Below are 22,831 nucleotides of genomic sequence, written 5' to 3' on the forward strand. Positions count from 1 at the left end.
CCCCTTTATTTTCTTCTACTATCCTACTTTTATTTCCCCCGTTACAGCTTTAAAAATAATAGTTTCTAAATACTCTTTGATTAATTCAATTTCATTTTCCGATTGTAGAATAAATCCATCTATCATAACTATTTTCCTGCTAATATATTCAATTATTTGCTTTTGTTCAAATTTAGGAGGTATTGGCAATAAAAAATCACCTAATGTTTCTCTGTTTACTTTTGGCATTGCCACTCTCATAGAAGCGTTTACTGCCAATATAGTAAATAAATCTGATAAAAAATAATATAAAAGAAAATCTGTTTCTAGAAATTTTTTATGTTTAATTGCATACATATCCGCACTACACAACCCATCTATTGGAGAAATACATACTTTTCTTAGCTCAGGTCTTATTTTACTATAAACTATATCACCCTTTTCCACTAAATATTTTCCACTATCTGCGCCTTGATATTTTGCAGTTTCTAATCCAATTATTTTACCAGTTCCAGATTCAATATGATTAGGTGCTATTAGTATTTGAGAAGAATAACGTTCTCTTTTAGGGTCTACTTGTCCACTCATAATTTGTATGCAATACTTTAATTTCATAGCTTTCCAATTTTTAGGTATACCTTCATGTTCAAAATTACTATTTTTCATTTGTATCTCAGGGTTTAGTCCTCTTGTAATAGCAATGTATATAATGGATTTTTTCTGTTCTTTTAAAATTTCAATTATCCTTTGTTGCTTTTTTATAAATATATCTGCTTGAATAACTTTCTTATTTAAAAAATCCACTATATGATTTTGATCTTTAATTGGAGGCACAATAGAATACATTCTTTTAAAATCACTGTATCTTAAATTAAGTTGGTCATCGCATAACCCATACGAAAATCTTTTAGAATAATTATTATAATAATTTGTTCTAAATAAATAATGATAGTACTCAGCATTTATTTGTAGTTTAGGTTTAAGTACTACATATGCAGGGCTTACTATACCTCTATATTTACTAAACCCTACAGCACCTTGCCACATTCTCATTTTATTATAAGAAATATCTCCCCGTTTAACCAATTTATAATTAGATTTATCTTCATTTGAAGTATCTTTTTTATTCTTTATTTCGCTCTGTTTAATTATTCCCCTTCCAATTGTTACAGATATTAGCTCCTCCTTCAAATGTCCTTTGCTGATTCTTTCATCAAATATAGCAATATTGGGTAGTATTTCCCACTTATCTGGTATTTTCTGAATGTAATCATAACCTTCTATCACTTTATATTTATCAAAATAATTAACTTTTTTAATCATTCAAAAATTCCTCCGAAACTCCTTTTATTTCATTTTGAAGTATTTGAAGTTCTTTTGATATTTCCTCTAAACTTCTTGGGGCCTGATAACTATAAAAATATCTAGTAAAAGATATACTATAACCTTTTATTGTCTTACTTTGATCAATCCAAGCATCTGGTACATATTTTAGGACCTCTCTATTAAAATATTCATTAATATCCTCATTCAAAGGTACATTCTCACTGTCTCTTAAGTCTGTATCTGATTCAAAAGTAATTGTTCCCTGTTTTTCAACTTTCTTAATGACTGGCTTAGCTTCTTCATCTTTCCAACTAAAAGCACCCAGTATAATTTTCCTATCACTTACACTTAGTTTTATTCCTAATTCATCACATATATCAGCAACTTTTATTTTAAAATCATTAAAATCATCAAATTCTATATTTCCAATTTTATTATAAAGTTGTTCAGCTATCTCCATTAATGATCTTTGTTTCATCCAAAATTCGCAATCTAACAATTTATTAAGATTCATAGCTGTTATTTTTATTTCCTTCTTTTCGATCCATTTCTGAATATCCTTTTTATGTGTTTTTATACCTAAATAAACTTCATCACCAAAAGCTCTATACGCCCATTGCATCTCATCTAATATTGCTTTATTATATCTAAGTCCCTCTATTGCCGCTCTAGTAATATTAGCTTTTAACCTTAAAGGTCTTTCTACAGTTATTTTCCAATAACCAAAGTCTTCATTCATAAATATTTTTGATATGTAAGTTTCTTTAAAATCCATATATGTTTTTGTTATATGTTTTATTTGTTCCTCTGTAAGTTCACAATTTTTTTGACCTAAGTTTTTCCTTAATTTTTCATAAATATCTATAGCATTGATTAACTGAACTTTGCCTTTTCTTTCAGGCAATTTTTTATTAGATAGAATCCATATATATGTTGGAATCCCCGTATTATAGAAGATATTAGTCGGCAAGGCTATAACACATTCAAGTAAATCGCTTTCAATAATCATCTTTCTTATTTCACTTTCGCCCTGACCTGCATCTCCTGTAAATAATGCTGAGCCATTATGGACAGATGCTATCCTTGTCCCTAAATCCTTTTCCTCTTTTACCTCTCTCATTTTAGAAATCATATTTACAAGAAATAGTAGTTGCCCATCAGAAATGCTTGGTAGTCCCACACTAAAACGTGGATCCTTTATATTTTCTTTGCTTTTATTTCCTCTATCATCTACTATCATATCCTCATCTATTTTCCAAGTTTTACCGTAGGGTGGGTTAGATAGCATAAAATCAAATTTCTGTCCCGAAAAAGCATCATTTGAAAGCGTTGAACCATATCCGATATTCAAATTTTTTTCTCCCATTATAAGCATATCACCTGTACAAATTGCCCAAGTCTCTGGATTAACTTCTTGACCAAATAATGATAAAATACATTTATTATCAGTTATATCCAAAGCAAACCTTTCTGCTTCTGTTAACATTCCTCCCGATCCACATGCAGCATCATAAATTGTAAATCTTCCACCATCTAACTCTTTTAATTTTTCTTTGACTGGTTCAAACACTATATGTGTCATTAACCTAATTATTTCTCTTGGGGTAAAATGCTCCCCAGCTTCTTCATTATTTTCCTCATTAAACTTTCTAATTAACTCTTCAAAAACATATCCCATTCCTAAGTTTGAAAGCCCTGGAAGTTTTTCGCCCTTTGAATTAATTACATCCTCTGGACTCAGGTTAACACTACTTAAGGAGAATTTTTCTATCAGATTGAAAGTAATACCCGCTTCTTTAATTGTTTCTAGCTGATTACGTATTTTAAATTTACTTATTATTTCTTGAATATTAGGACTAAATCCATCTAAATATATTTCTAGATTACTATCTATTTTATCTGGATCAGACAATAAAGAAACAAAATGAAATTTTGAATCTTTAGAACTATTTTTCCCAATCGTAAATGGTGATGTATTATAGAAAGGATATCTAGTTATTCTTGTTAGTCCTGCTCTGTCGTCTATATTGTTATCATCCAAAAACTTATTAGTTTCAAGAACCTTCTCTTTTGTTTCTTCTAATAAAACATCTATTCTTCTTAATACTGTAAAAGGAAGAATAATATCTCTATATTTCCCTCTTACAAAAACATCTCTTAAAACATCATCAGCGATGCCCCATATAAAATTAACTATTTGATTATGTACTTTGTTGTCCATGATATCCTCCAAAATTTTAATTATTATTTTTCAAATGATTTATGTAATTAGACCATGTGATACATTAACTTATTTTCTCTTATAAATTACATTATAATCCTATAAGGCGCTTTATACTATAAAAATCCTATACTATAGTTTTTACTTTTAAGGCTAAATATGTACTTAACATAAATTAGTTAGGAAACCATTTAACAATAAATTTTAGGGGATCATTTCTCTATACAATTTCGCAAATCTCTATACCTTAACTCAAATTCCCTTAGTTGCATATTTCATTAGCCCCCCTAAAGTAAAATCCCCCCAAACTATCAGTCTGAGGGAATATAAAACACACTTCAATCTTTCATAAAAACCTTCTAACCCTTTGCCACCAGCCTATTTCCTCTCTATCCGCGCGACCCACTCAACAAGTGTTTCGGCAGTCAAATGATACTAATACGCATTAAAATTATATTTGCGCAATTATGCTCCCCTAAAATCAATGGAGAAGCTAATTATTCAAATAAATATTAATTACAGTGGCACGGGTCTAATATATACTCTTCAAAACTATCCCAATCTTCTTTTTCATCTTCGTCTTCTGGAATAGCTTCTAAATAATGTTCATTACAATATAACCCTGCTTGATACGCTTTAAGATCATTAATATGATATGCCACTTCTTCATTGCAAAACTGGCATGTCCCATACTCTTCACTTACAGCCAAGCATTCTTTACAAATAATTTTTCTCGAATAATCCTCTTCATCACCATTATTTGTACCCTTTTTAAAAATTGGAATTAATCCATTATGCTTTCCGCAACTTATACATTTATGTCTTACCATAATTTGTACCTCCTTAGTCTTAATAACTAAATTATACATTTTATTATGTACTAAACCAGGAATTTTTTTGAGTAGAATATTCCCCCAACATCTAAACTATCTTTTTCTTTAGTAATAAAAGTTTATGCTATATTTCAATTACTATTTTATATCAAAGATAAAAAAGTATGAGGTTATCTATACTTTTTTAAAATATTCTAAAATTCTTCATCATATAAAATCGGCTTATTTAAACATATTAATTATGATAATGTTTATATACAATTTGTTTTTCCAAACCAGCACTTCTGTAAAATAGATTTACTATTGTTTCTTTAAGAAAATTAATCATTTTTTTCTGATACCTATTGTTCAATGTTGAAAATATACCTTTGAATTCCTCTTGTATAAAACCTAAGTATTTATAAACAGCTTTCAATTTTTGACTCTCACAATTGATCTTTGCATTTAATATTGGAGCTACTCTACCCTCTATGATGTAGTTATTTCCAAAGCAGTCCGTATCCATATTAGCGTTATGGTTCTTCTTTCTATAGTAAATGTAATATGCCAAAGGAGTACTTAAATTTCTAAAAGAGTATTCCTTATCAGGTTTAAATCTTTGTATGTATCTACTTCGATGAAAGTTTTTCTTTATTCTATCATATGCCTTTCCTACCTCGGAATCGTTAATGTTAATAAGAACTGCATAGTTATTTGCTATATCCCTTAGCGAATAGAACTCTTTTTTTCTTATAGGAATATTAAAATTTTTACATTCTTTAAATAAAGAATCATCTGGCAAAGCCAGTTCAAAATAATTTAATACATATGCATTTCTACAATACATATATAGATTACAATATGGATTTTCATTCTGAACTTCTCCCTTATAATCTTGATGATTAGCCTTTATAATTAGGTATTCTTGGATTGCTTCCTCTATAATTTTTTCAAACTGAGAAATATTAAGTATATTGAAATTATCTTTTTTATAATAATCATTAAATACCAACTGCAAAGTTCTATTTATATCTCCATTAAACTCAGCCCATCCTTCTTTATAATTTAATAGGAAATTATCTAAATTAAAAATATTTGTATCATCATCAGCAAGAATAACAGAGTGTTTATACTCATGTTCATTTTTTATAATATCAGCATCTGAACTTCTATACATTTTACGTACTTCTTTAATAAATGGAGGATACATTATTTTCTTATAATAGTCTTCTTGCATCTTCCCAAACTCCATTAATTTGCTTTCTAGATACTCCTTTCCTCTGCTCTTAGCTGTCATACTTTTTAATGTAACCCCTTCACTAAAAAACTTCTTAAATATTTCATCTGCTTCCTTATTAAAAGCATCCACTTTCAATTCCTTAATGAATTTATTATAACTTTTAATTTCCGTATTCATCTCAGCAAATGAAGGATTTTCCCTAACAATTTTAAGTATTTTTCGTAAATGTTCCTTTTTTCCCATAGAAAATCTCCTCATAAAGAAAGTATAACTTCTTACATTAATATTTTACTATATAAAACACATAGCAGAAATAATCCTCTCAATCTCTAAAATGTTCCCCTCATCGTCAACCCACTCCTTCTTTTCTTCAGAAAAAGAGAACACATATAACTCTGATACAGTTAATGCTTCAGTTACAATAGCTAATCTATAACTATTCTTATATAGTAACATATTCATATGCTTATATTCATTTGGAGTTAAATCAACTGCTATATTTCTACCTGATGTTCCTTTAACTTCTACTCTAAATAATGTTTCTTTTCCTATTACTTCTAAATCCCATCCAACATTATCTGCTTCAACAGATTTAACCTCATACCCTAACTTCTTGTAATAATCTGTAACCTTTTTAACTGCTGCGATTTCTACTTTCTTTCTTGCTTCATAATCATTGTTTCTTTTAGGCCTCTTACGTCTCCCGAGTTGTTATTTCTCATAGTCATCTATAAACTTAATTGTCCTATTTTGAAGGTCCTTCATATTGTCAGCATCAGCATACCACACGTTTGAATGCCCCATACCACCTTTTCCTTTTGGTATCGGTTCAAATAGCATAACACGTTCATCTTTCCTTAATAAAACAGCATCTTCAGCTTTAGCTGAGGCATAATATCCTATGTAACTCTCCAAATATTTTCGTTCTTTCATTGTGGTTTCCTGTCGATTACGATATACTGTAGCATTCTTATCCCAACCAACAATGAAATTACCTCCGTGTATATACTTCGCAGTAAAGATCAGTAACACACCTTATATACTTTCTGCATTTTTACTTGCTCCCAATCTTTCAAGTTTATTTTTGCCATTTGGTTGTGCAAATCCATATACCTCATTATTTATTCTTTTGAAATTATAAATTTCGTAACCATACCCATGCTCTTCTACATAAGCACCGCCACCATGAATTTCTGTTTTATCGGTTTTTCCATCATAAAAATCCATCCATGCAATATTAAAAAATAACATTGGTTGCATATAATATTTCCCCTCTTTTATTTGAAAATGCATTTAATTATCCCCAAAACACATATTTACGTATCCTTTCATACGTTGCTTTTGTAATTCATCTTTGCATTCTTCATCAATTAATACACAAATTACTTTTTTGTATTCATGAATTTTTTGAACTTGTGACAATTTATTATTTGAAAAAAAGGACTGTTCTAATGCTGTAATTCTAAAAGAATTATAAAGGTTCTTTTCCTCTGGGGACAAATTATTATCATAGCTTTCATCTATTAAATTTATTATTTTAAATATTTGAATACAGTTTCCTACCAATGCAACTGAGTAAAAAAAAGAGAATATTATTAAGTATGATAGTATAAATGTTAAAAATGCTACAAAAATAAAATTAATACTTATGTTTAAAAATGTAATCATATATGAAAATAAGCTTAACGTCACAACGCTTGCTATAATAAAACTTAATAGATAAAAACTTAAGAGAATTCTTTCTATTATTTCAAGTTTATTCCTCTTCATAACTATGTTCATAATTTTATTTGAAATAGAAGAAGTTAAGATAGCTAATCCTGTTACAACAAATCCTAATAACCCTATCATAGCAATACCAATATCTTTTGTAAGTGATCTAATTATGGTATTTACATTATCGATACTAGTTTGAGATATAATAATAGTAATTACTATAGTGATTATTATTGAGCTAATTAATGCAACAATTCCCTCTATTGAGTTAAAGTTATAAACATCTTTATATTTTTTGAACCTCACCATATCCTTAAAAGATGAATCTTTAATCATTTACGAAGCTCCTTTTGCTCTCTTAGCTATTAAATTGGCAACAAATCTAGCTATAAATCCGCCAGCCTCATTATTATATTCATCTTCAGCGATATTTTCATTTACTACACATGTTAAAGCTGCATCTTGATTAGATTTCATAACTTGTGCTCTATCGCTATGATTAATTCCATATGTAGTCATATCGCCGTAGCCTCTTCCAACTGCTTTAATTGTATCTCTCATAATTTTCGCTTCCATGTTAAGACCTGGCTCTTGTTCCGAATCTATTAACTCTAATTTAAATTTTCTAGCATTTGACTCCTGGCATTCTCCGATGTAACCTAAACTTTTTCTAAATTCATTTAAATCCTCTTCATTTGCATTTGGTGGAATCAATGTTGCAGTTACTTTACTTATTCTTTTAAAAGATTTTATTTTTTCAGATAATATGTCCTCATCTTTTTGTAAAAAAACTTCAAATCCATAACTATCAACAGTCATATTCAATAAATTATTAAACGCATTTGTAAATTGATTGTATCCAAATGACTGCCTAGTACTAAATGTTATTAGTTCTCTTTTAACATCAAAATAGAAATATATACTTACATTCACATTAATATATGTATTCGTTAATTTACCCGTTTTCTTATCTAAATTTTCAGACGGTCTTTGGAATGTTCGAAGAATCTTACCAGTAATAATTTTACAACCTAATTCCTTTTTCAAGTCATTAAATTGATAATTTGATACCTTTGTATAACTTTTTTTATTTCCAAAACTATCAGAATATTCTACTTTTTTTCTTTCAGTATAAATTTTATTGACATCTAATTTATTATAAATCTCCTCTAACACAATGTTTAAATCAAGTTTATTTTCATAAACATCAAATATTCGTGAATTTAGATTTACTTTTCCTAAGTACATTAATGGCACTAACCTCATCCCCCAGCGATTAATATATAAACCTTGTTATGCAACAGATTTATATATTAATTATAACAAATAACGTCATATTTATCCATTGTTTTACTCTATTATTAATTTTCATATTAACTATATTAATATATACATTTTTTCAAATTTTATGTAAAATAGAATGTTAAAATGTTAAAACTATACCTTGCCTATTTTTTTATAGACTACTTATAATTGAAACATAATGTATAAGCTCATAAACATCCCTATTGTAAGTTGAACCATTCATTAGTAAAATCACTAACAATTATACCTTGAGGAACCGTATTTATTATCCATATATATGTAATTATATTAAAAGTGCACACCCCCTATGCTAAAATCCATAGGTGGTGTGCATTTATTTCAATTTAATCCAAGTTTTTGTAATTTAAGTCTCAAATTACAGCTTGTATTTTACCCAAAAAACAACAAAAACCCCTGAATTCAGAGGTTTTCCATTGTCTCAAACTTGTTGTTCTTTTATGGTGGAGGCGAGGGGTGTCGAACCCCTGTCCGAAGGCAGCAACACCTAGGCATCTACGAGCGTAGTCAATAATTTAACATTCCCTCTACCTAACCCCTACTGACCAGGTTTAAGTTTTAGTAGCTTCATATTTTCCGTTCCCAGGTCAAAGCTTTCCCAGACTCGGTTCACCGCTGTCGTCGCCCTATCCTAAGTCGCGGTCATCTAAGGTAAGACGTAGCAGTCTAAGCTGCTAGTTGTAAATTATCGTTTGCGTTTAAATTGTTCCAATAGTTTTTTAATGCGGGTCCATAGGTTCCCTCAGCTCGCTTCCTCGACACAACGTACCCCCGTCGAAACCAAGTACGCCCCCAAAGATGTGAAAAGATTAAATTTAAATCTTTTACACTGTAATAATATAAAATCATCATTACATATATAACGCAAATCTATATTTTCTAATTTTTTGTAACTCATATATCAATTAGATAGTAACTTTAAGTTCTTTACTATGTTACTGACTATAGTCCTAATAATACACCATATTATATTCTTTATCAAGTGCTAATATTATGGAATCTAAGTACATTATTAGAATTTATCTCATTCTCTCTTTTATCTGTCTATCCATATCTCTCTTAGCATCTTTTTCTAGCATTGCATCTCTCTTATCATAATCCTTCTTACCACGAACAACCCCAAGATTAACTTTTACCTTAGTATCTTTAAGATAAAGAGCTAACGGAACTAATGTATAACCTTTTTGAGCTGTGAATAACCCTAGTTTAAGTATTTGTTCTTTATGAAGCAATAACCTTCTGGGTCTTAATGGATCAACATTAAACTGATTTCCATTCTCATAATGGCCTATATGCATGTTTTTAACGAATATTTCTCCATTTATAACATCTGCAAAACTATCTTTTAAGTTTGCTTTACCAGCCCTGATGGATTTTACTTCTGTACCAACAAGCTCTATACCAGCTTCCATTGCTTCCTCTACAAAATAATCATGTCTTGCTTTTTTATTTTGTGCGAGCGTTTTGTTTTCTGTCTTCTTTATCATAACTTCACCTACTTTATTCTTATTAATATAGTATAAGAATTTTTTTATTATTATTTTAATTAAGTATCATTATACTATATATAATGCCTTATTTCAAGAATATGCAGAGCGTTTTAACAATATATTCCATGTTTAATCTACAAGAGAGGAAATTTTTCCACTCTTATAGATTATTCTTATATTAGTATTATTCTAATACTCTACTCTTCTTCCTTTGTTGAATCATCCTTTATGAGTTCATTTAATTGATTAACTGAATAATCATCTGAGCCTTCTTCATGCTCATCCTCATCTTTAATTATATCGAAATAAACCTCATGAGAAGTTAGATCAACTTTACTAACTATGATTCTTACCTCTTCTCCTAATTTGTACATCTTCTTAGTTCTCTCTCCGATAAGGGTTAAATGTCTTTCATCAAAGACATAATAATCATCATCTAATGTAGTCATATGAACTAAACCTTCTACAGTATTAGGGAGTTCAACAAATAATCCAAAATTGGTTACTGATGAAATAATACCATCAAATTCTTGACCAACTCTCTCATTCATGTATTCTGCTTTCTTTAAGTCATCAACGTCTCTTTCAGCTTCCATGGCTACTCTTTCCATATCTGATGATTGTTTAGCAGCAATTTCAACTTCTTTCTTTAACCTCTCTATTCTTGCATCACTTAATCCTCCATTTAGAACCTCTTTAATTATCCTATGGATCATTAAATCTGGATATCTTCTAATTGGTGATGTAAAGTGAGAATAATACTTAGCAGCTAAACCAAAATGACCACTACATTCTGATGAATATTTTGCTTTCATCATAGAACGGAGAAGAAGTGTGCTTACTACCATTTCTTCTTTCTGACCTTTTACTTTTCCTAATATATCTTGAAGCATTCTAGGATGAACTTCCTTACCCCACTTTACAGCGTATCCTAAATTATGTGCAAATTCACTAAAACGCATTAGCTTTTCTTCATCTGGATCCTCATGAATTCTATATACAAATGGTACGTTTAGCCAGAAAAAATGTTCAGCTATAGTTTCATTAGCCGCTAACATAAATTCCTCTATTACTCTATTTGCAATACCTCTTTCATAAGGTACGATATCTATAGGTTTTCCATTTTCATTTAATATTATTTTACACTCAGTAAAATCAAAATCTATAGCGCCCCTATTCATTCTGTTTTTGTTAAGAATGGCACATAACTCTTCCATATGTTTAAAGTCTTCATATAAATAGTCATATCTTTTAATTACTTCTTCGTCCTTATCAGTAAGTATTTTCGTAACGTCAGTATAAGTCATTCTCTCATTAGTTTTTATAATACTTTCAACTATTTCATGATCTACATGTTTTCCGTTTTTATCTATCTCCATAAAACAAGTAAGTGCTAACCTATCCACTTTAGGATTTAAACTACAAACTCCATTTGATAATTTTTTAGGAAGCATTGGTATAACCCTATCAATTAAGTATACTGAAGTTGCTCTTTTCAAAGCTTCTTTGTCTAAAGGATTTTTGTCTTTAACATAGTTAGAAACATCCGCTATATGAACTCCTAAACGATAGTTACCATTATCCAAAAGCTCAATAGACACAGCGTCATCTAAGTCTTTAGCATCCTCACCGTCTATAGTTACCATACGTAGGTCCCTTAAATCTTTTCTTCTTGTATATTCTTCTTTTGGAATTTCATCAGATATGTTTTCTGTATAAGTTTCAACAGCTTCTGGAAATTCCTCTGGTAGTTTATGTTTTTTAATTATAGATAATATATCAATACCTGCGTCACCCTTGTTACCAAGGATTTCGATAATTTTCCCCTCAGGGTTTCTTTTTTGTTCTGGCCACTGAGTTATTTCAGCTATTACTATTTGACCTGTTTTTGCACCAAGTCTTTCAGATTTAGGAATAAATATATCTTGAGCGATTCTCTTATCGTCAGCAACTACAAAACCAAAATTGCTACTATCTTGATACGTTCCTATTATAGTTTTATTAGATCTTTCTATTACTTTTGCAATTTCGCCTTCGCATTTTTTCCCACCATTTTCCTCTTTTAGAACTTTTGCAAGAACCTTGTCACCATTCATTGCTCCGTTTACATTGTCTGCCGGAATAAATACATCTGGTCTTTCTGTTTCTGGTATTACAAATCCAAACCCTCTTTGATGACCTTGAAATTTACCAACTACAAGACCCATCTTCTCTGGTATTCCATAATATTCAGCTTTTGATCTAACTACATCACCAGCCTTCTCCATTTCAGATAATAAAGCTGCAAAACCTTTAATATCTTTCTTTTTTATATCAAATATTCTAGATAGTTCTGCTGTATTCATAGGTTTGTATGCTTGCTCTGTCATAAGACTTATTAAAGTTTCTTTTATATCCATTAGGTTTCCTCCTGTTTAATTTCTACATGCTTTAATTTCTACACGTTTTGATTTTTACACCGATTTAATTTTATATCAACATAATTTTTATACTAATGTATTTATAAATTATCCTAAAAATTATTATTATCGCTCCAGTTTTTAATGTTATTGTGCTAATTTATTCATATACTTCTATAATTGCTCACTTTATTATAATCTAAAAACTACATCTAGTATATACTATGTAGTTATATACTTCCCTTTATTCAATAAAAAATGCCCCCATTAAATAGTTATATTTAATGCGGGTGTTTTGCTTAAACATATTATATTAAAATTTCTTCTCAAAAATCGACTTTTTTTTATAAAATAAAACAGCCCTTGGGGTTGGGCTGCTTTATAACAAATAAAAAGGGGGCTATTTATCTCTCTATTTATCTTACCTCTTAATTATATTAAATTTCACCAATGTTTGCAAGTGTTTTCCACAAATTTCATTGTAAATGATTTGTAAAATGGGTAAATTCCATTCATATTTTGTTCATTTTTGTCATATATTATAACATTCGCAATTAATTTATACCTGTTTTAATGAATTTATCTCATTTTCCGACAATTCTCTACATTGACCTTCAACTAAATCTTCATCTAATTTTAATGGTCCAAAACTAACTCTTCTTAAAAACATAACACTCTTATTTACGCTCTCAAACATTCTTTTCACTTGATGAAATTTACCTTCTTGAATAGTAACCATTACCTCTGATCCATTTTCATTTGCAGTTAACACTTCTAATTCCGCTGGCATACATTTATATCCGTCGTCTATTACGACACCTTTCTTAAAAGTATTTATGTCACTTGCATCTATAAATTTATTTATTTCTGCATAATATACTTTATCTACATGGTTTTTAGGTGCAATTAATTTATGATTTAATTCACCATCATTAGTAATTAGAAGTAGTCCTACTGTATCTTTATCAAGTCTTCCTATAGGAAATGGTTTAAACGCACGGTACTGCTCATCTATTAAATCAATTACAGTCTCATCATTTCTATCTACAGTAGCTGAAACCACCCCTGATGGCTTATTCATAACTAAATATATGTACTTTCTATAGTTAATTTCATCACCTGATACCTTTATTACAGCCTTCTCTGGATCTACTTTCATAGCACTGTCAGTTGCTATTACTCCATCAACCTCTACCTTTTTTTTCTTAAGTAATGCCTTTACTTCTTTTCTTGTTCCATGACCTAAGTTTGACAATATCTTGTCTATTCTGTCCATTAGCATTCATCTCCTCAACTAGTTCTTTATATTTTAGTTAAATCATCTCCTAGGTCGCTGTTAGCCATCTCCTGTGGAGCTGTATAATTAGTATAAAGTATTTTAATTATAAAAAAACAGCTTTAAAAGCTGTTTTAAATTTATTTTTTAACTTCAATCTCTATTATATCATAATCTTCATACGAAATACTCTTATAGAAGCTTTTTGACAATACTAAGATTTTGTATATCCCCTTATGGAAAGGTATAAAGCTATAGTCATCTTTTTTGCTAAATTTTTGTACTAATCTCCAGTTTCCTTTTTTCATAAGATAAAACTCATATACAACATCCTTCCCACCCATACTTTGTGATTTAAATGTTATGGTCTCATTAACTGCAAAATTTTCATTACCACATAAAATCTTTGTATCTGTTATAGGTAAGGCCTTATGCACTTCTATTTTTACCTCTTTTCTACTATCATATGCATTTGTACTCAATTTATTTTTTACGAGTATTTCTATTGCATAACTTCCACTGCATTTTGGTTTAAGCTCATAATTCTTATATTCTATAAAACTTGTTTGTTCAACTACTTTATTATCTATTTTTAAAATGTAATTTATAAGTGTATCACTTGTATTTTCATATATTACTTGTACATGAATAGTATCGTAGACCATATAATATTTATTTTTATCCATTAGAATATAATCTATTTTAGCTGGTATACATTCTAATGCTTTAATATATACATTTTTGCTTGTATCAAATTCACTCTTTGAATATTTATCTTTTACTCTTACCTCGAGTTTAAAATTCCCACTTTCCTCTGGAGTGAAATCTACAAAATCATTTATCCCGAATTCTATCTTTTCTGTCTCTTTCTCATCCTTAAAAACTACAAAACTGTATCTTAAAGAATCCCCTCCTGTTGCTTTAACTGTTAAATGAATTCGCTCCCCTATTAGTACAGTATCTTTCTTGTCTATTATTATATCCTCGATCTTCACAGCTTCTTTCCCTATTTCCTCATATGGATCTACATTATAATAAATTAATGCTCTATCATCAAATTCCTTAAGAGAAAACATATCCTTAGCCATACATAATAACTTATAATTGCCCCTATTGGTTTCAACATAACTAACTAATTTCTTAGTTGAATAGTCTTGTATACAGCTCCTATTTCCCTTAAAATCGATTTTTACAAATTTATATAAGACCATTCTATTATCCTCATACTTTGTCTCCACCTCAAAAACTATTTCTGTTCCTTCTAATATATTCTCAGTTAAACATTTAAAGTTCATAATTTCTAAAGCTTGTATAGCTTGTACATTAAATCGTATCTTCATGGAATCATCAAACATATTTTTAGAATTTACATTCTTGCATTCTACCAAAAACTCTTTTTCCCCAGAGCATTTTGAGATCCATGTCATTATATTTTCTGGTGAATAATCCGCTATAAGTTGCCAATCGTCCCTTTCATGTACCCAGTATCTATACATAATCGGTACATTAATTGTATCTACTGTTAAGGTGATTTTTTCTCCTACCATTATTTCCATCTTATCTATGTAAATATCCTTAATTAGTTTCTCATATGATTCTCCAACTAGGTAGTCTGTCCTTGACATAAAATCAAAGGGTTTATTACTTTCTTTTCTTTTAGCTTGTACCATTATGGAGTACTTCCCATCCACCTCTGGCTTCCAAATAGCAACACTTTGCCCACTTGATTTCTTTAAAGTATCCCATGTTCCATTGAGGCCTACAAGAAATTTATAGTCTAAATTATTCTCTAATTCATTTTCAACACTGATTTCAATCCCTTTATATTCTTGCTTGGCATCATCTAAACTAAACAATATATTCATTTCATTCATTTAAATTTACCCACCTTTATAAATATGCATTTACTACAAGCTATTCTTCTAAAATCCATCTCTATAATAATATTATACTATATTTCCATTATTTGTAACATAGCGTACTCCATTTTTTTTCTCTTATTTATAGACATAAACATCAATTAATAATTGATATTTTATAAGTTTTATAGTTTTTCTTGGTAATATTTGTCATTTACAAAACAATAAAAAAATAGCCAGCAACTTCCGCTACTAGTTATTTCTTATATTTTAAATCTCATGAACAAATTACCTAACGTTATTGATTAGCTTTTAAAATAAGTTTAATTAGATTATTATAAAGCTTATCATCATCTTCACTTGTTCTTTTTTTAGGACCAAAGGTTTTACCACCACTCCGTCTTAATTTACCAGACAAATGCCTCTCAAATAATAATTTATCAATATTGTTATCATCATATATATGTCCCTTAGGTCCAATAGCATAAGAGCCTTTAGCTAAAACCATAGCAGCTACTCCAAAATCTTGAGTAATTACTATATCCTTTGACTTTGCCTCATTAGCTACTTTCATATCAACAGTTTGAAACCCACTATCTACATATCTTATTGAGGCGTAATCACTACTAAGTACATGATTAATATCACAAAACATAATAAGCTCTATAGAGTTATCCTTAGCTGCCTTTTCTATTAACTGTTTACCAGGGCATCCATCTGCATCTACAATAATTCTCATATAATTTTCCCCATTAATATTCCTCCTAATTTATAGCTGATGCAAAATTATTATTAATTGATTTGATCTTTGCATTTACATATTTTAGATAGAAATGCAAGCTATCTTTCATGATATCATTTTGTAAAACACCATAGACTAATTTTAGTTTATTCAAGGATATAAATCAAATTTTAAAATAAATTTTAGTATTTTTTTCAAATTATGTTTTATAAAAATAAATATATTAAGTACCTACTTGTGTTAGGCCGCATATATTGAATTATATTAATATATGAGGTGTGATTTTTTGATTATTCATGTTGTTAAAAATGGAGAAAACTTATATGGTATTTCAAAATTATATGGAGTTCCATACAATAAAATTGCTGATGATAATGAACTTACAAACCCAAATGAACTTGTGGTAGGCCAAACACTTGTAATATTACAAGGTACCCGTAAACACAGAATTCTTCCTGGACAATCACTTTATGGCATAGCTAAAACCTATGGCACAACTATTGCAGATTTATATGCTGCAAATCCTATCCTTAATAGTTCTATTATAATTTACCCTGGTCAGATTATTAATATACCACCATCAACACAAAAATTAGGTTCTATAGAAGTTAATGCTTATGCTCTTCCCGGTACAGATATGGACGTTCTTGAAAAAACTCTTCCAAACCTAACATACCTAAGTATATTTAGTTACCAAGTACAACCTAACGGAACACTAAAAGGCATAAATGACGTTCCTTTAATTGAGGCGGCTAGAAAAGCTAAGGTAGCTCCTATGATGGTTGTTACAAATCTAAAAGAAGGCGGTGGATTTGATAGTAAACTTGCTCATACCATACTCACAAATCAGACAGTACAAAATGAATTGTTTAATAACATAATTACTACATTAAAAGCTAAAAATTATTATGGGTTAGATATCGATCTAGAATACATCTTTCCAGAAGATAGAGAAAACTATAACACCTTTCTGCGCAGAGCCGTAACTACCCTAAGGCCCTTAGGTTATCCTGTTACTACAGCCCTAGCGCCTAAACCCTCTGGTGATATAAAAGGCTTACTTTATGAAGCTCATGATTACCCTGTTCATGGAGCTCTCGTAAACCACGTTATACTGATGACTTACGAATGGGGATATACTTCCGGTCCACCACTTGCGGTTTCTCCAATTAACGAAGTAAAAAAAATTCTTGATTATGCTGTAACCGTAATCCCAAGTAAAAAGATTTTTATGGGAATACCTAATTATGGTTATGATTGGACACTACCTTATGTAAAAGGCACTAGAGCAACTGCACTTGGCAATGTGGAAGCGGTAGATCTTGCAAGAAAAGTATTTGCATCTATTAAATATGACTATACTTCACAGGCTCCATTTTTTAATTACTATGATGCTAACAAAAAAGAACATGTAGTTTGGTTTGAAGATGCCAGAAGCATGAATGCTAAGCTTAGGACCGCTGCGAAATACAATCTAGGCGGGGTAAGTTATTGGACAATCGGAAAATATTTCCCTCAAGCATGGCTAGTTCAAAACTCACTATTCAACGTTAAGAAATTACTCTAACGACATAAAAAGGTATGATAAATTATTGATTTATCATACCTTTTTATATAAAATTTTTTTAAATAACTCTTTCAGCTAACAAATCTAAATCTCTAAAACGTTTTTTTAAATTCATCTTAAAATTATCATCTATGTCAATTTTTTCTTCTTTTTTATAATATTTAATTTTTTCTAAAACTTTACTTTGATTTATATATTTATATATTGCCATACTTAACTTAACACTTTTTATATTATTCATATATACCATCCTCCGAAAAAAATAATCCTTACATAAAATCTATTTCATACGCTTATTATACACCAAATTGCATCAAACGACAAATTATTTAACACTTTTTTTAAAATATATTTATAGATTCGATATTATTTAAAAAAATTACACTATACCCATCTATGTTAATATAATTAAATTGATTTAATAAAAAAAACAGATGAGAATAATTTATTCTCATCTGTTTTTTTACAAATTATTAAATGTTTTATATTACAAATAAAACAACATAGTATATAACCATCATAATAAGTCCTAATGGGACTCCTAATTTAATCCATTCGCTACTAGTAATTTTTAATTTACCAGCAGAAATAATATTAGGTATATTACCTGGGATCATCATTCCCCCACTAATAAGTAATCCAATAAGTACAGCTTCAACTTGTACTTGTGACATTTTAACACTTATTTCTGCAGCTGCAAGTGTCGCGTTATCTAATACTGCTGAAGACATATTAACCCAATATAAATAATGATAATCTAGAGTTATTATATATTTATCAATTATTGGTCTAAATCCTTCTCCTAGTAACTCTAATGCTATAATGAATAAGAAAATTTTAATTGCTCTTATAAGAATCAATTTATTTGTTTCATCTTCAAGTTCTTCATCATCATTCACTGTTTTAGTTTTGTCTAGAGAAGCATACAATGCTCCGATAATACCAAGTATTAATATACCGGGGATAATATAAATACCAAGCCTATGTAAAAGATCCCAAAACCCCAAACTAAGTTTAGACACTACAATTGTGGATAATGGCTCACCTATCGGCGTTAATATTGACCCAATCCCAATTGAAAAACATGAAATTATATTAATATTTATTTTATTTTTTCTACTAACTGGAAGTATACTAACTATCTCTACTAATAGAAGGGCAGCTATAATTGCTGTTATAACACTTGATAAAAGGCCTATAATTACTACTAACAAAAATACAAAAATTCTTAATGGAATACGGTTTAAAATATGCTCTAATCCTATTTTTATAGGGTTATTAAATGCTTTGAATAAAAATCCACCTACTAACACAGCAAAGGCTATAAAATACATGAATTTATTTTGTGCAATACTAAGTAAAAATGTCTTGTTTAATACACCCGAAGTAATAGAAGCTAATAATCCAATAGTAAATAAAAAAACTTCTAGATTACCTTCTACTTTTTTTGATATAAGTGGTAACACGAATGTTATTACTAAAAGAATAATTAATATAAAAAGCATTATTATCACGTCCTTTTGTTAAAAGTTATAATGAATCAAACATTGGCTTGTCCAACTGTTAAAATATTATATAAAATTATACCATAAAATCTATATTAATTCAATTTTCTCACATATAATTAGTTGAGCAATAGCCTATACTTAGGGTCTTAATATAAATTAAGACCCTCAATTTGCACTAATATATATTAGTACAAATTGATGGTCTTTTTAAATACTATAATTACTAAAATACAAATAAAACAACATAATATATGATCATAATAGAAATTCCGATTGGAGCTCCTACCTTAATCCACTCTTTGCTTGTAATTTTTAATTTACCAGCAGAAATAATATTTGGTATATTACCTGGAATCATTATTCCCCCACTGACAAGCAATCCGATTAACACAGCCTTAATTTGTTCTGGTGACATTTTAACGCTTATTTCTGCCGCAGCAAGTGTTGCATTATCTAATACTGCTGAGGACATATTAACCCAATACAAATAGCGAGTATCAAGTGGTAATATATAAGTCTCAATTATTGGTTTAAATCCTTCTCCAAGTAGTTCCAATGCAATAATGAATAGGAAAATTTTAATTGCCCTTATAATTATCAATTTATTTGTTTCGCCTATAACAATTTCTTCATCGTTATCTGCTTTGCTCTTTTCCTTTGATCCATACGCCGCTCCCATAATTCCAAGTATTATTATACCAGGAATAATATAAATACCAAGTTGATCTAAAAGGGACCAAAAACTCAAACCAAGCCTAGAAACTACAATTGTAGATAATGGCTCCCCTATTGGGGTTAATATTGCACCTAGTCCAATTGAAAAGCAAGAAATTATATTAATATTTATTTTATTTTTTCTACTAACCGGAAGTATACTAACTATCTCTACCAATAGAAGGGCAGCTATAATTGCAGTTATTACACTTGACAAAAGCCCTATAATTACTATTAATAAAAATATAAAAATTCTTAATGGAATACGTTTTAAAATATCTTCTAATGCTTTGTTTATATGTGTAGTTAGTGCTTTGAACAAAAATCCACCTATCAATACAGCAAAGGCTATAAAATACATGAATTTATTTTGAGCAATAGTAAGTAAAAGTGTTTTGTTTATTGCACCCGATGTAACAGCTGCTAATACCCCAATAGTAAAAAGAAAAATTTCAAGATTTGCTTCTACTTTTTTCGATACAATTGGTAATATAAAAGTTATTGCTAAAAGAAAAATTAGTATATAAATCATAATTATCACGTCCTCATTGTTATTGTAAATTATATTGAATTAGATCCGAATTACTATTTTTATATTATCCCCTTCCAAAATTAGTAATATGCAATAGAATATGTTTTAAACATTATGAAAACAAAAAATAATAGGGTGGGACACTCAAATAAGAGTTTCCCACCCTAGAAACAAATTTCTCGGAATCAAACGTTAGTTTGTCCAACCGCTAACCATATTATAATTAAACTATATCATATATTTTATATTAACTCAACTGTATTCTATACAAAATAAAAATATGAATAATTAAATTTTAGTATCGTATAATATGTTTCTTTAAATGAAATAATATTCTTGAAAGTATACGTATTAATAGTTTATAATACATAAGTACAAACAACTATTTAATTTCGGAAGGAGTTTTGTCTAAATGGGATTTATGTCCATACTATTTGTCATAATAGGTCTATGTGTATTCGAAATAGTGTCCAGCATCGATAATGCTGTAATAAATGCAGAGGTTCTTGGAACCATGTCTGAAAAAGCAAAGAAATGGTTTCTGTTCTATGGTATATTGTTTGCAGTATTTATTGTAAGAGGTATGTTGCCATGGCTTATAGTTTGGGTAACTAATCCAGGACTCGGTCCCATAGGAGCTCTTACTGCCACATTTTCAAATGATCCACACATAAAAGAATCATTTGAACTCTCCACACCTATTCTAATGCTTGGAGGAGGAGTATTTTTATTATTCCTATTCCTTCATTGGCTGTTTATTGAAGATAAGCACTTTGGACTTCCAGGTGAAGAGTTCTTTGTTAAACACGGTGCATGGTTTTATGCAATAGTTTCCGTGATTTTAGTTGTAATTGTTGCATTAGCCTTGAAACATAATTCAGTATTGGCACTCTCTGCTGTAATCGGCTCTTCTGCATTTTTTATTACTGATGGATTCAAGAAGAACGCAGAATCAAACGAGCAACAATTATTGAGTAATACAAGTGGGATGTCTGACATTAGTAAGATATTATATTTAGAAATAATCGATATGACTTTTTCCATTGATGGGGTATTAGGCGCTTTTGCATTTACAACCTCAGTACCATTAATAATTTTGGGAAATGGCCTAGGAGCTATTGTTGTAAGGCAACTAACCATGGGGAATATAGAAAACATAAAAAAATATATTTTTCTTAAGAATGGAGCAATGTATTCAATACTATGTCTGGGTGTAGTGATGATACTTGAAGGATTTAAAATAGAAATACCAGAATATATTACACCTTTAGTCACAATATTAATAATATTATTCTTTTTCTTTAAATCAAAAATTTATGCTAAAAATAATCTGGCATCTGAATAGGAGATTATTATTTATAAAAAAAAGTGGTTATGATGTGCCTTTTTAATAGCACATCATAACCACTTTTTAATATTAATATTAGTTTCAACATTGTCTTCTACTTCAACTTTAGCATGAGTTTGGTCGGCAGTGATGGTAATATCACTATTAATCACTTTGATTTCCTCGGCTTCTTCGACTTCCTCAACTAAAATTTTTTCACCACATTTATTACAAAACAAGCTTCCTTCGATTAATTCAGCCCCACATTTTTTACAATTCATTTCAATACTCCCTTCATGATATTTCCAATCTATCTCTAATAATTTATCCCTTACTATTTTACCTAATTCAACAATGAATTTAATAATACCCTAATATGTAATTTATTTTTTAATATATACATTATTATATATATTTCCATATGTTAGGTTGTAATTGTATATTTTACATTATTCGTAGTTATATTGTCTTTTGATACTTACCGTTTAGATTTAATATGGAAGAGAGCCCTTAGGCTCTCCCAACCAATCATTTTGATACGATAACTAGATAATCTTAATCTAATAGATCATCGTATTCATTTAGTAGTCCATCTAGCTTTTGGCTTAGCTCTACCAGTTTTGGGTCAGTTAATCTGTCTTTTTCGTTGATTAACTGGTGCATCGCTTTTCTTAAGTCTTCAATCTTTTGTGTTATTTCATTCATATTTGTCATTATATCCCACCTTTCGTTAATAATTATAACGAAAATTCAGATATTTTAGTTTATTAATATATGAGCTAGATAGACACAAGTAGTCA

The 22,831-nt window shown here is 29.4% G+C and carries 21 protein-coding genes, 1 other RNA gene and 1 other annotated feature; of the genes, 2 read left to right on the forward strand and 20 right to left on the reverse strand.

Features of this window, described 5'->3' with window-relative positions; all coding sequences use genetic code 11:
• Positions 1-18: 18 nt before the first annotated feature.
• The 15 genes from KPL54_RS06615 to KPL54_RS06685 form a co-directional block, all read right to left on the reverse strand.
• The gene (locus tag KPL54_RS06615; protein ID WP_216105820.1) at positions 19-1,302 is read right to left on the reverse strand and encodes a restriction endonuclease subunit S; all 1,284 of its coding nucleotides are present in this window, start codon (positions 1,300-1,302) and stop codon (positions 19-21) included.
• Positions 1,295-3,526 (reverse strand): type I restriction-modification system subunit M, encoded by a 2,232-nt coding sequence (locus KPL54_RS06620; protein ID WP_216105821.1) that lies wholly within the window; start codon positions 3,524-3,526, stop codon positions 1,295-1,297. Before KPL54_RS06620 ends, KPL54_RS06615 begins: the two co-directional genes overlap by 8 nt.
• A gap of 512 nt (positions 3,527-4,038) precedes the next feature.
• Entirely contained in the window at positions 4,039-4,356 is a 318-nt protein-coding gene (locus KPL54_RS06625) for a hypothetical protein (RefSeq protein ID WP_216105822.1), read from the reverse strand.
• Positions 4,357-4,594: 238 nt separating this feature from the next.
• Positions 4,595-5,821: a hypothetical protein gene (locus KPL54_RS06630; protein WP_216105823.1), complete on the reverse strand. Its 1,227-nt coding sequence runs from the start codon at positions 5,819-5,821 to the stop codon at positions 4,595-4,597.
• Between the two features lie 48 nt (positions 5,822-5,869).
• Positions 5,870-6,226 (reverse strand): protein NO VEIN domain-containing protein, encoded by a 357-nt coding sequence (locus KPL54_RS06635; protein WP_216105856.1) that lies wholly within the window; start codon positions 6,224-6,226, stop codon positions 5,870-5,872.
• A gap of 63 nt (positions 6,227-6,289) precedes the next feature.
• Positions 6,290-6,511, reverse strand: coding sequence for a hypothetical protein (locus KPL54_RS06640; RefSeq protein ID WP_216105824.1), 222 nt, complete (start codon positions 6,509-6,511; stop codon positions 6,290-6,292).
• Between the two features lie 102 nt (positions 6,512-6,613).
• Positions 6,614-6,838 carry a hypothetical protein gene (locus tag KPL54_RS06645; protein ID WP_216105825.1) on the reverse strand — a complete coding sequence of 75 codons (225 nt, stop codon included), beginning with the start codon at positions 6,836-6,838 and terminating at the stop codon, positions 6,614-6,616.
• A gap of 33 nt (positions 6,839-6,871) precedes the next feature.
• Positions 6,872-7,630 (reverse strand): hypothetical protein, encoded by a 759-nt coding sequence (locus KPL54_RS06650; RefSeq protein ID WP_216105826.1) that lies wholly within the window; start codon positions 7,628-7,630, stop codon positions 6,872-6,874.
• The gene (locus KPL54_RS06655) at positions 7,631-8,551 is read right to left on the reverse strand and encodes a hypothetical protein (protein ID WP_216105827.1); all 921 of its coding nucleotides are present in this window, start codon (positions 8,549-8,551) and stop codon (positions 7,631-7,633) included.
• A 507-nt stretch (positions 8,552-9,058) separates the two neighbouring features.
• Positions 9,059-9,411: a transfer-messenger RNA gene (gene ssrA, locus KPL54_RS06660) on the reverse strand.
• Between the two features lie 225 nt (positions 9,412-9,636).
• Positions 9,637-10,104: an SsrA-binding protein SmpB gene (gene smpB, locus KPL54_RS06665; protein WP_216105828.1), complete on the reverse strand. Its 468-nt coding sequence runs from the start codon at positions 10,102-10,104 to the stop codon at positions 9,637-9,639.
• Positions 10,105-10,304: 200 nt separating this feature from the next.
• The gene (gene rnr, locus KPL54_RS06670; RefSeq protein WP_216105829.1) at positions 10,305-12,506 is read right to left on the reverse strand and encodes a ribonuclease R; all 2,202 of its coding nucleotides are present in this window, start codon (positions 12,504-12,506) and stop codon (positions 10,305-10,307) included.
• Positions 12,507-13,065: 559 nt separating this feature from the next.
• Entirely contained in the window at positions 13,066-13,782 is a 717-nt protein-coding gene (locus KPL54_RS06675; protein ID WP_216105830.1) for a 16S rRNA pseudouridine(516) synthase, read from the reverse strand.
• A 140-nt stretch (positions 13,783-13,922) separates the two neighbouring features.
• A complete protein-coding gene (locus KPL54_RS06680; RefSeq protein WP_216105831.1) occupies positions 13,923-15,656 on the reverse strand; it encodes a triple tyrosine motif-containing protein in 1,734 nt (577 codons plus the stop codon).
• Between the two features lie 283 nt (positions 15,657-15,939).
• Positions 15,940-16,380 carry a YaiI/YqxD family protein gene (locus KPL54_RS06685; protein ID WP_071611170.1) on the reverse strand — a complete coding sequence of 147 codons (441 nt, stop codon included), beginning with the start codon at positions 16,378-16,380 and terminating at the stop codon, positions 15,940-15,942.
• Positions 16,381-16,669: 289 nt separating this feature from the next.
• Between KPL54_RS06685 and KPL54_RS06690 the strand changes: the two genes are divergently transcribed.
• On the forward strand, positions 16,670-17,950 hold the full coding sequence (locus KPL54_RS06690) for a glycosyl hydrolase family 18 protein (protein WP_216105832.1): 1,281 nt from the start codon (positions 16,670-16,672) through the stop codon (positions 17,948-17,950).
• Between the two features lie 58 nt (positions 17,951-18,008).
• Here KPL54_RS06690 and KPL54_RS06695 read toward each other — a convergent pair whose 3' ends face one another.
• The 3 genes from KPL54_RS06695 to KPL54_RS06705 all read right to left on the reverse strand — a co-directional run bounded on the left by KPL54_RS06695 (position 18,009) and on the right by KPL54_RS06705 (position 20,704).
• Positions 18,009-18,191, reverse strand: a complete 183-nt coding sequence (locus tag KPL54_RS06695) for a hypothetical protein (RefSeq protein ID WP_216105833.1) — start codon at positions 18,189-18,191, stop codon at positions 18,009-18,011.
• 241 nt (positions 18,192-18,432) lie between these two features.
• A complete protein-coding gene (locus KPL54_RS06700; RefSeq protein ID WP_216105834.1) occupies positions 18,433-19,455 on the reverse strand; it encodes a DUF1646 family protein in 1,023 nt (340 codons plus the stop codon).
• Positions 19,456-19,681: 226 nt separating this feature from the next.
• Entirely contained in the window at positions 19,682-20,704 is a 1,023-nt protein-coding gene (locus KPL54_RS06705; protein ID WP_216105835.1) for a DUF1646 family protein, read from the reverse strand.
• 153 nt (positions 20,705-20,857) lie between these two features.
• Positions 20,858-20,911 (reverse strand) — a sequence feature (sodium ion sensor (DUF1646 type); this cis-regulatory element may regulate processes involved in with the transportation of sodium ions).
• Positions 20,912-21,116: 205 nt separating this feature from the next.
• Between KPL54_RS06705 and KPL54_RS06710 the strand changes: the two genes are divergently transcribed.
• On the forward strand, positions 21,117-22,049 hold the full coding sequence (locus KPL54_RS06710; RefSeq protein WP_216105836.1) for a DUF475 domain-containing protein: 933 nt from the start codon (positions 21,117-21,119) through the stop codon (positions 22,047-22,049).
• Between the two features lie 53 nt (positions 22,050-22,102).
• Here KPL54_RS06710 and KPL54_RS06715 read toward each other — a convergent pair whose 3' ends face one another.
• Together KPL54_RS06715 and KPL54_RS06720 are read right to left on the reverse strand one after the other, a co-directional pair.
• Positions 22,103-22,312 carry a zinc ribbon domain-containing protein gene (locus KPL54_RS06715; RefSeq protein WP_216105837.1) on the reverse strand — a complete coding sequence of 70 codons (210 nt, stop codon included), beginning with the start codon at positions 22,310-22,312 and terminating at the stop codon, positions 22,103-22,105.
• Positions 22,313-22,586: 274 nt separating this feature from the next.
• Positions 22,587-22,745, reverse strand: a complete 159-nt coding sequence (locus tag KPL54_RS06720) for an aspartyl-phosphate phosphatase Spo0E family protein (RefSeq protein WP_071613293.1) — start codon at positions 22,743-22,745, stop codon at positions 22,587-22,589.
• Between the last annotated feature and the right edge of the window lie 86 nt (positions 22,746-22,831).

This window comes from Clostridium estertheticum, from assembly GCF_018861295.1.
Lineage (GTDB): Bacteria > Bacillota > Clostridia > Clostridiales > Clostridiaceae > Clostridium_AD > Clostridium_AD estertheticum_D.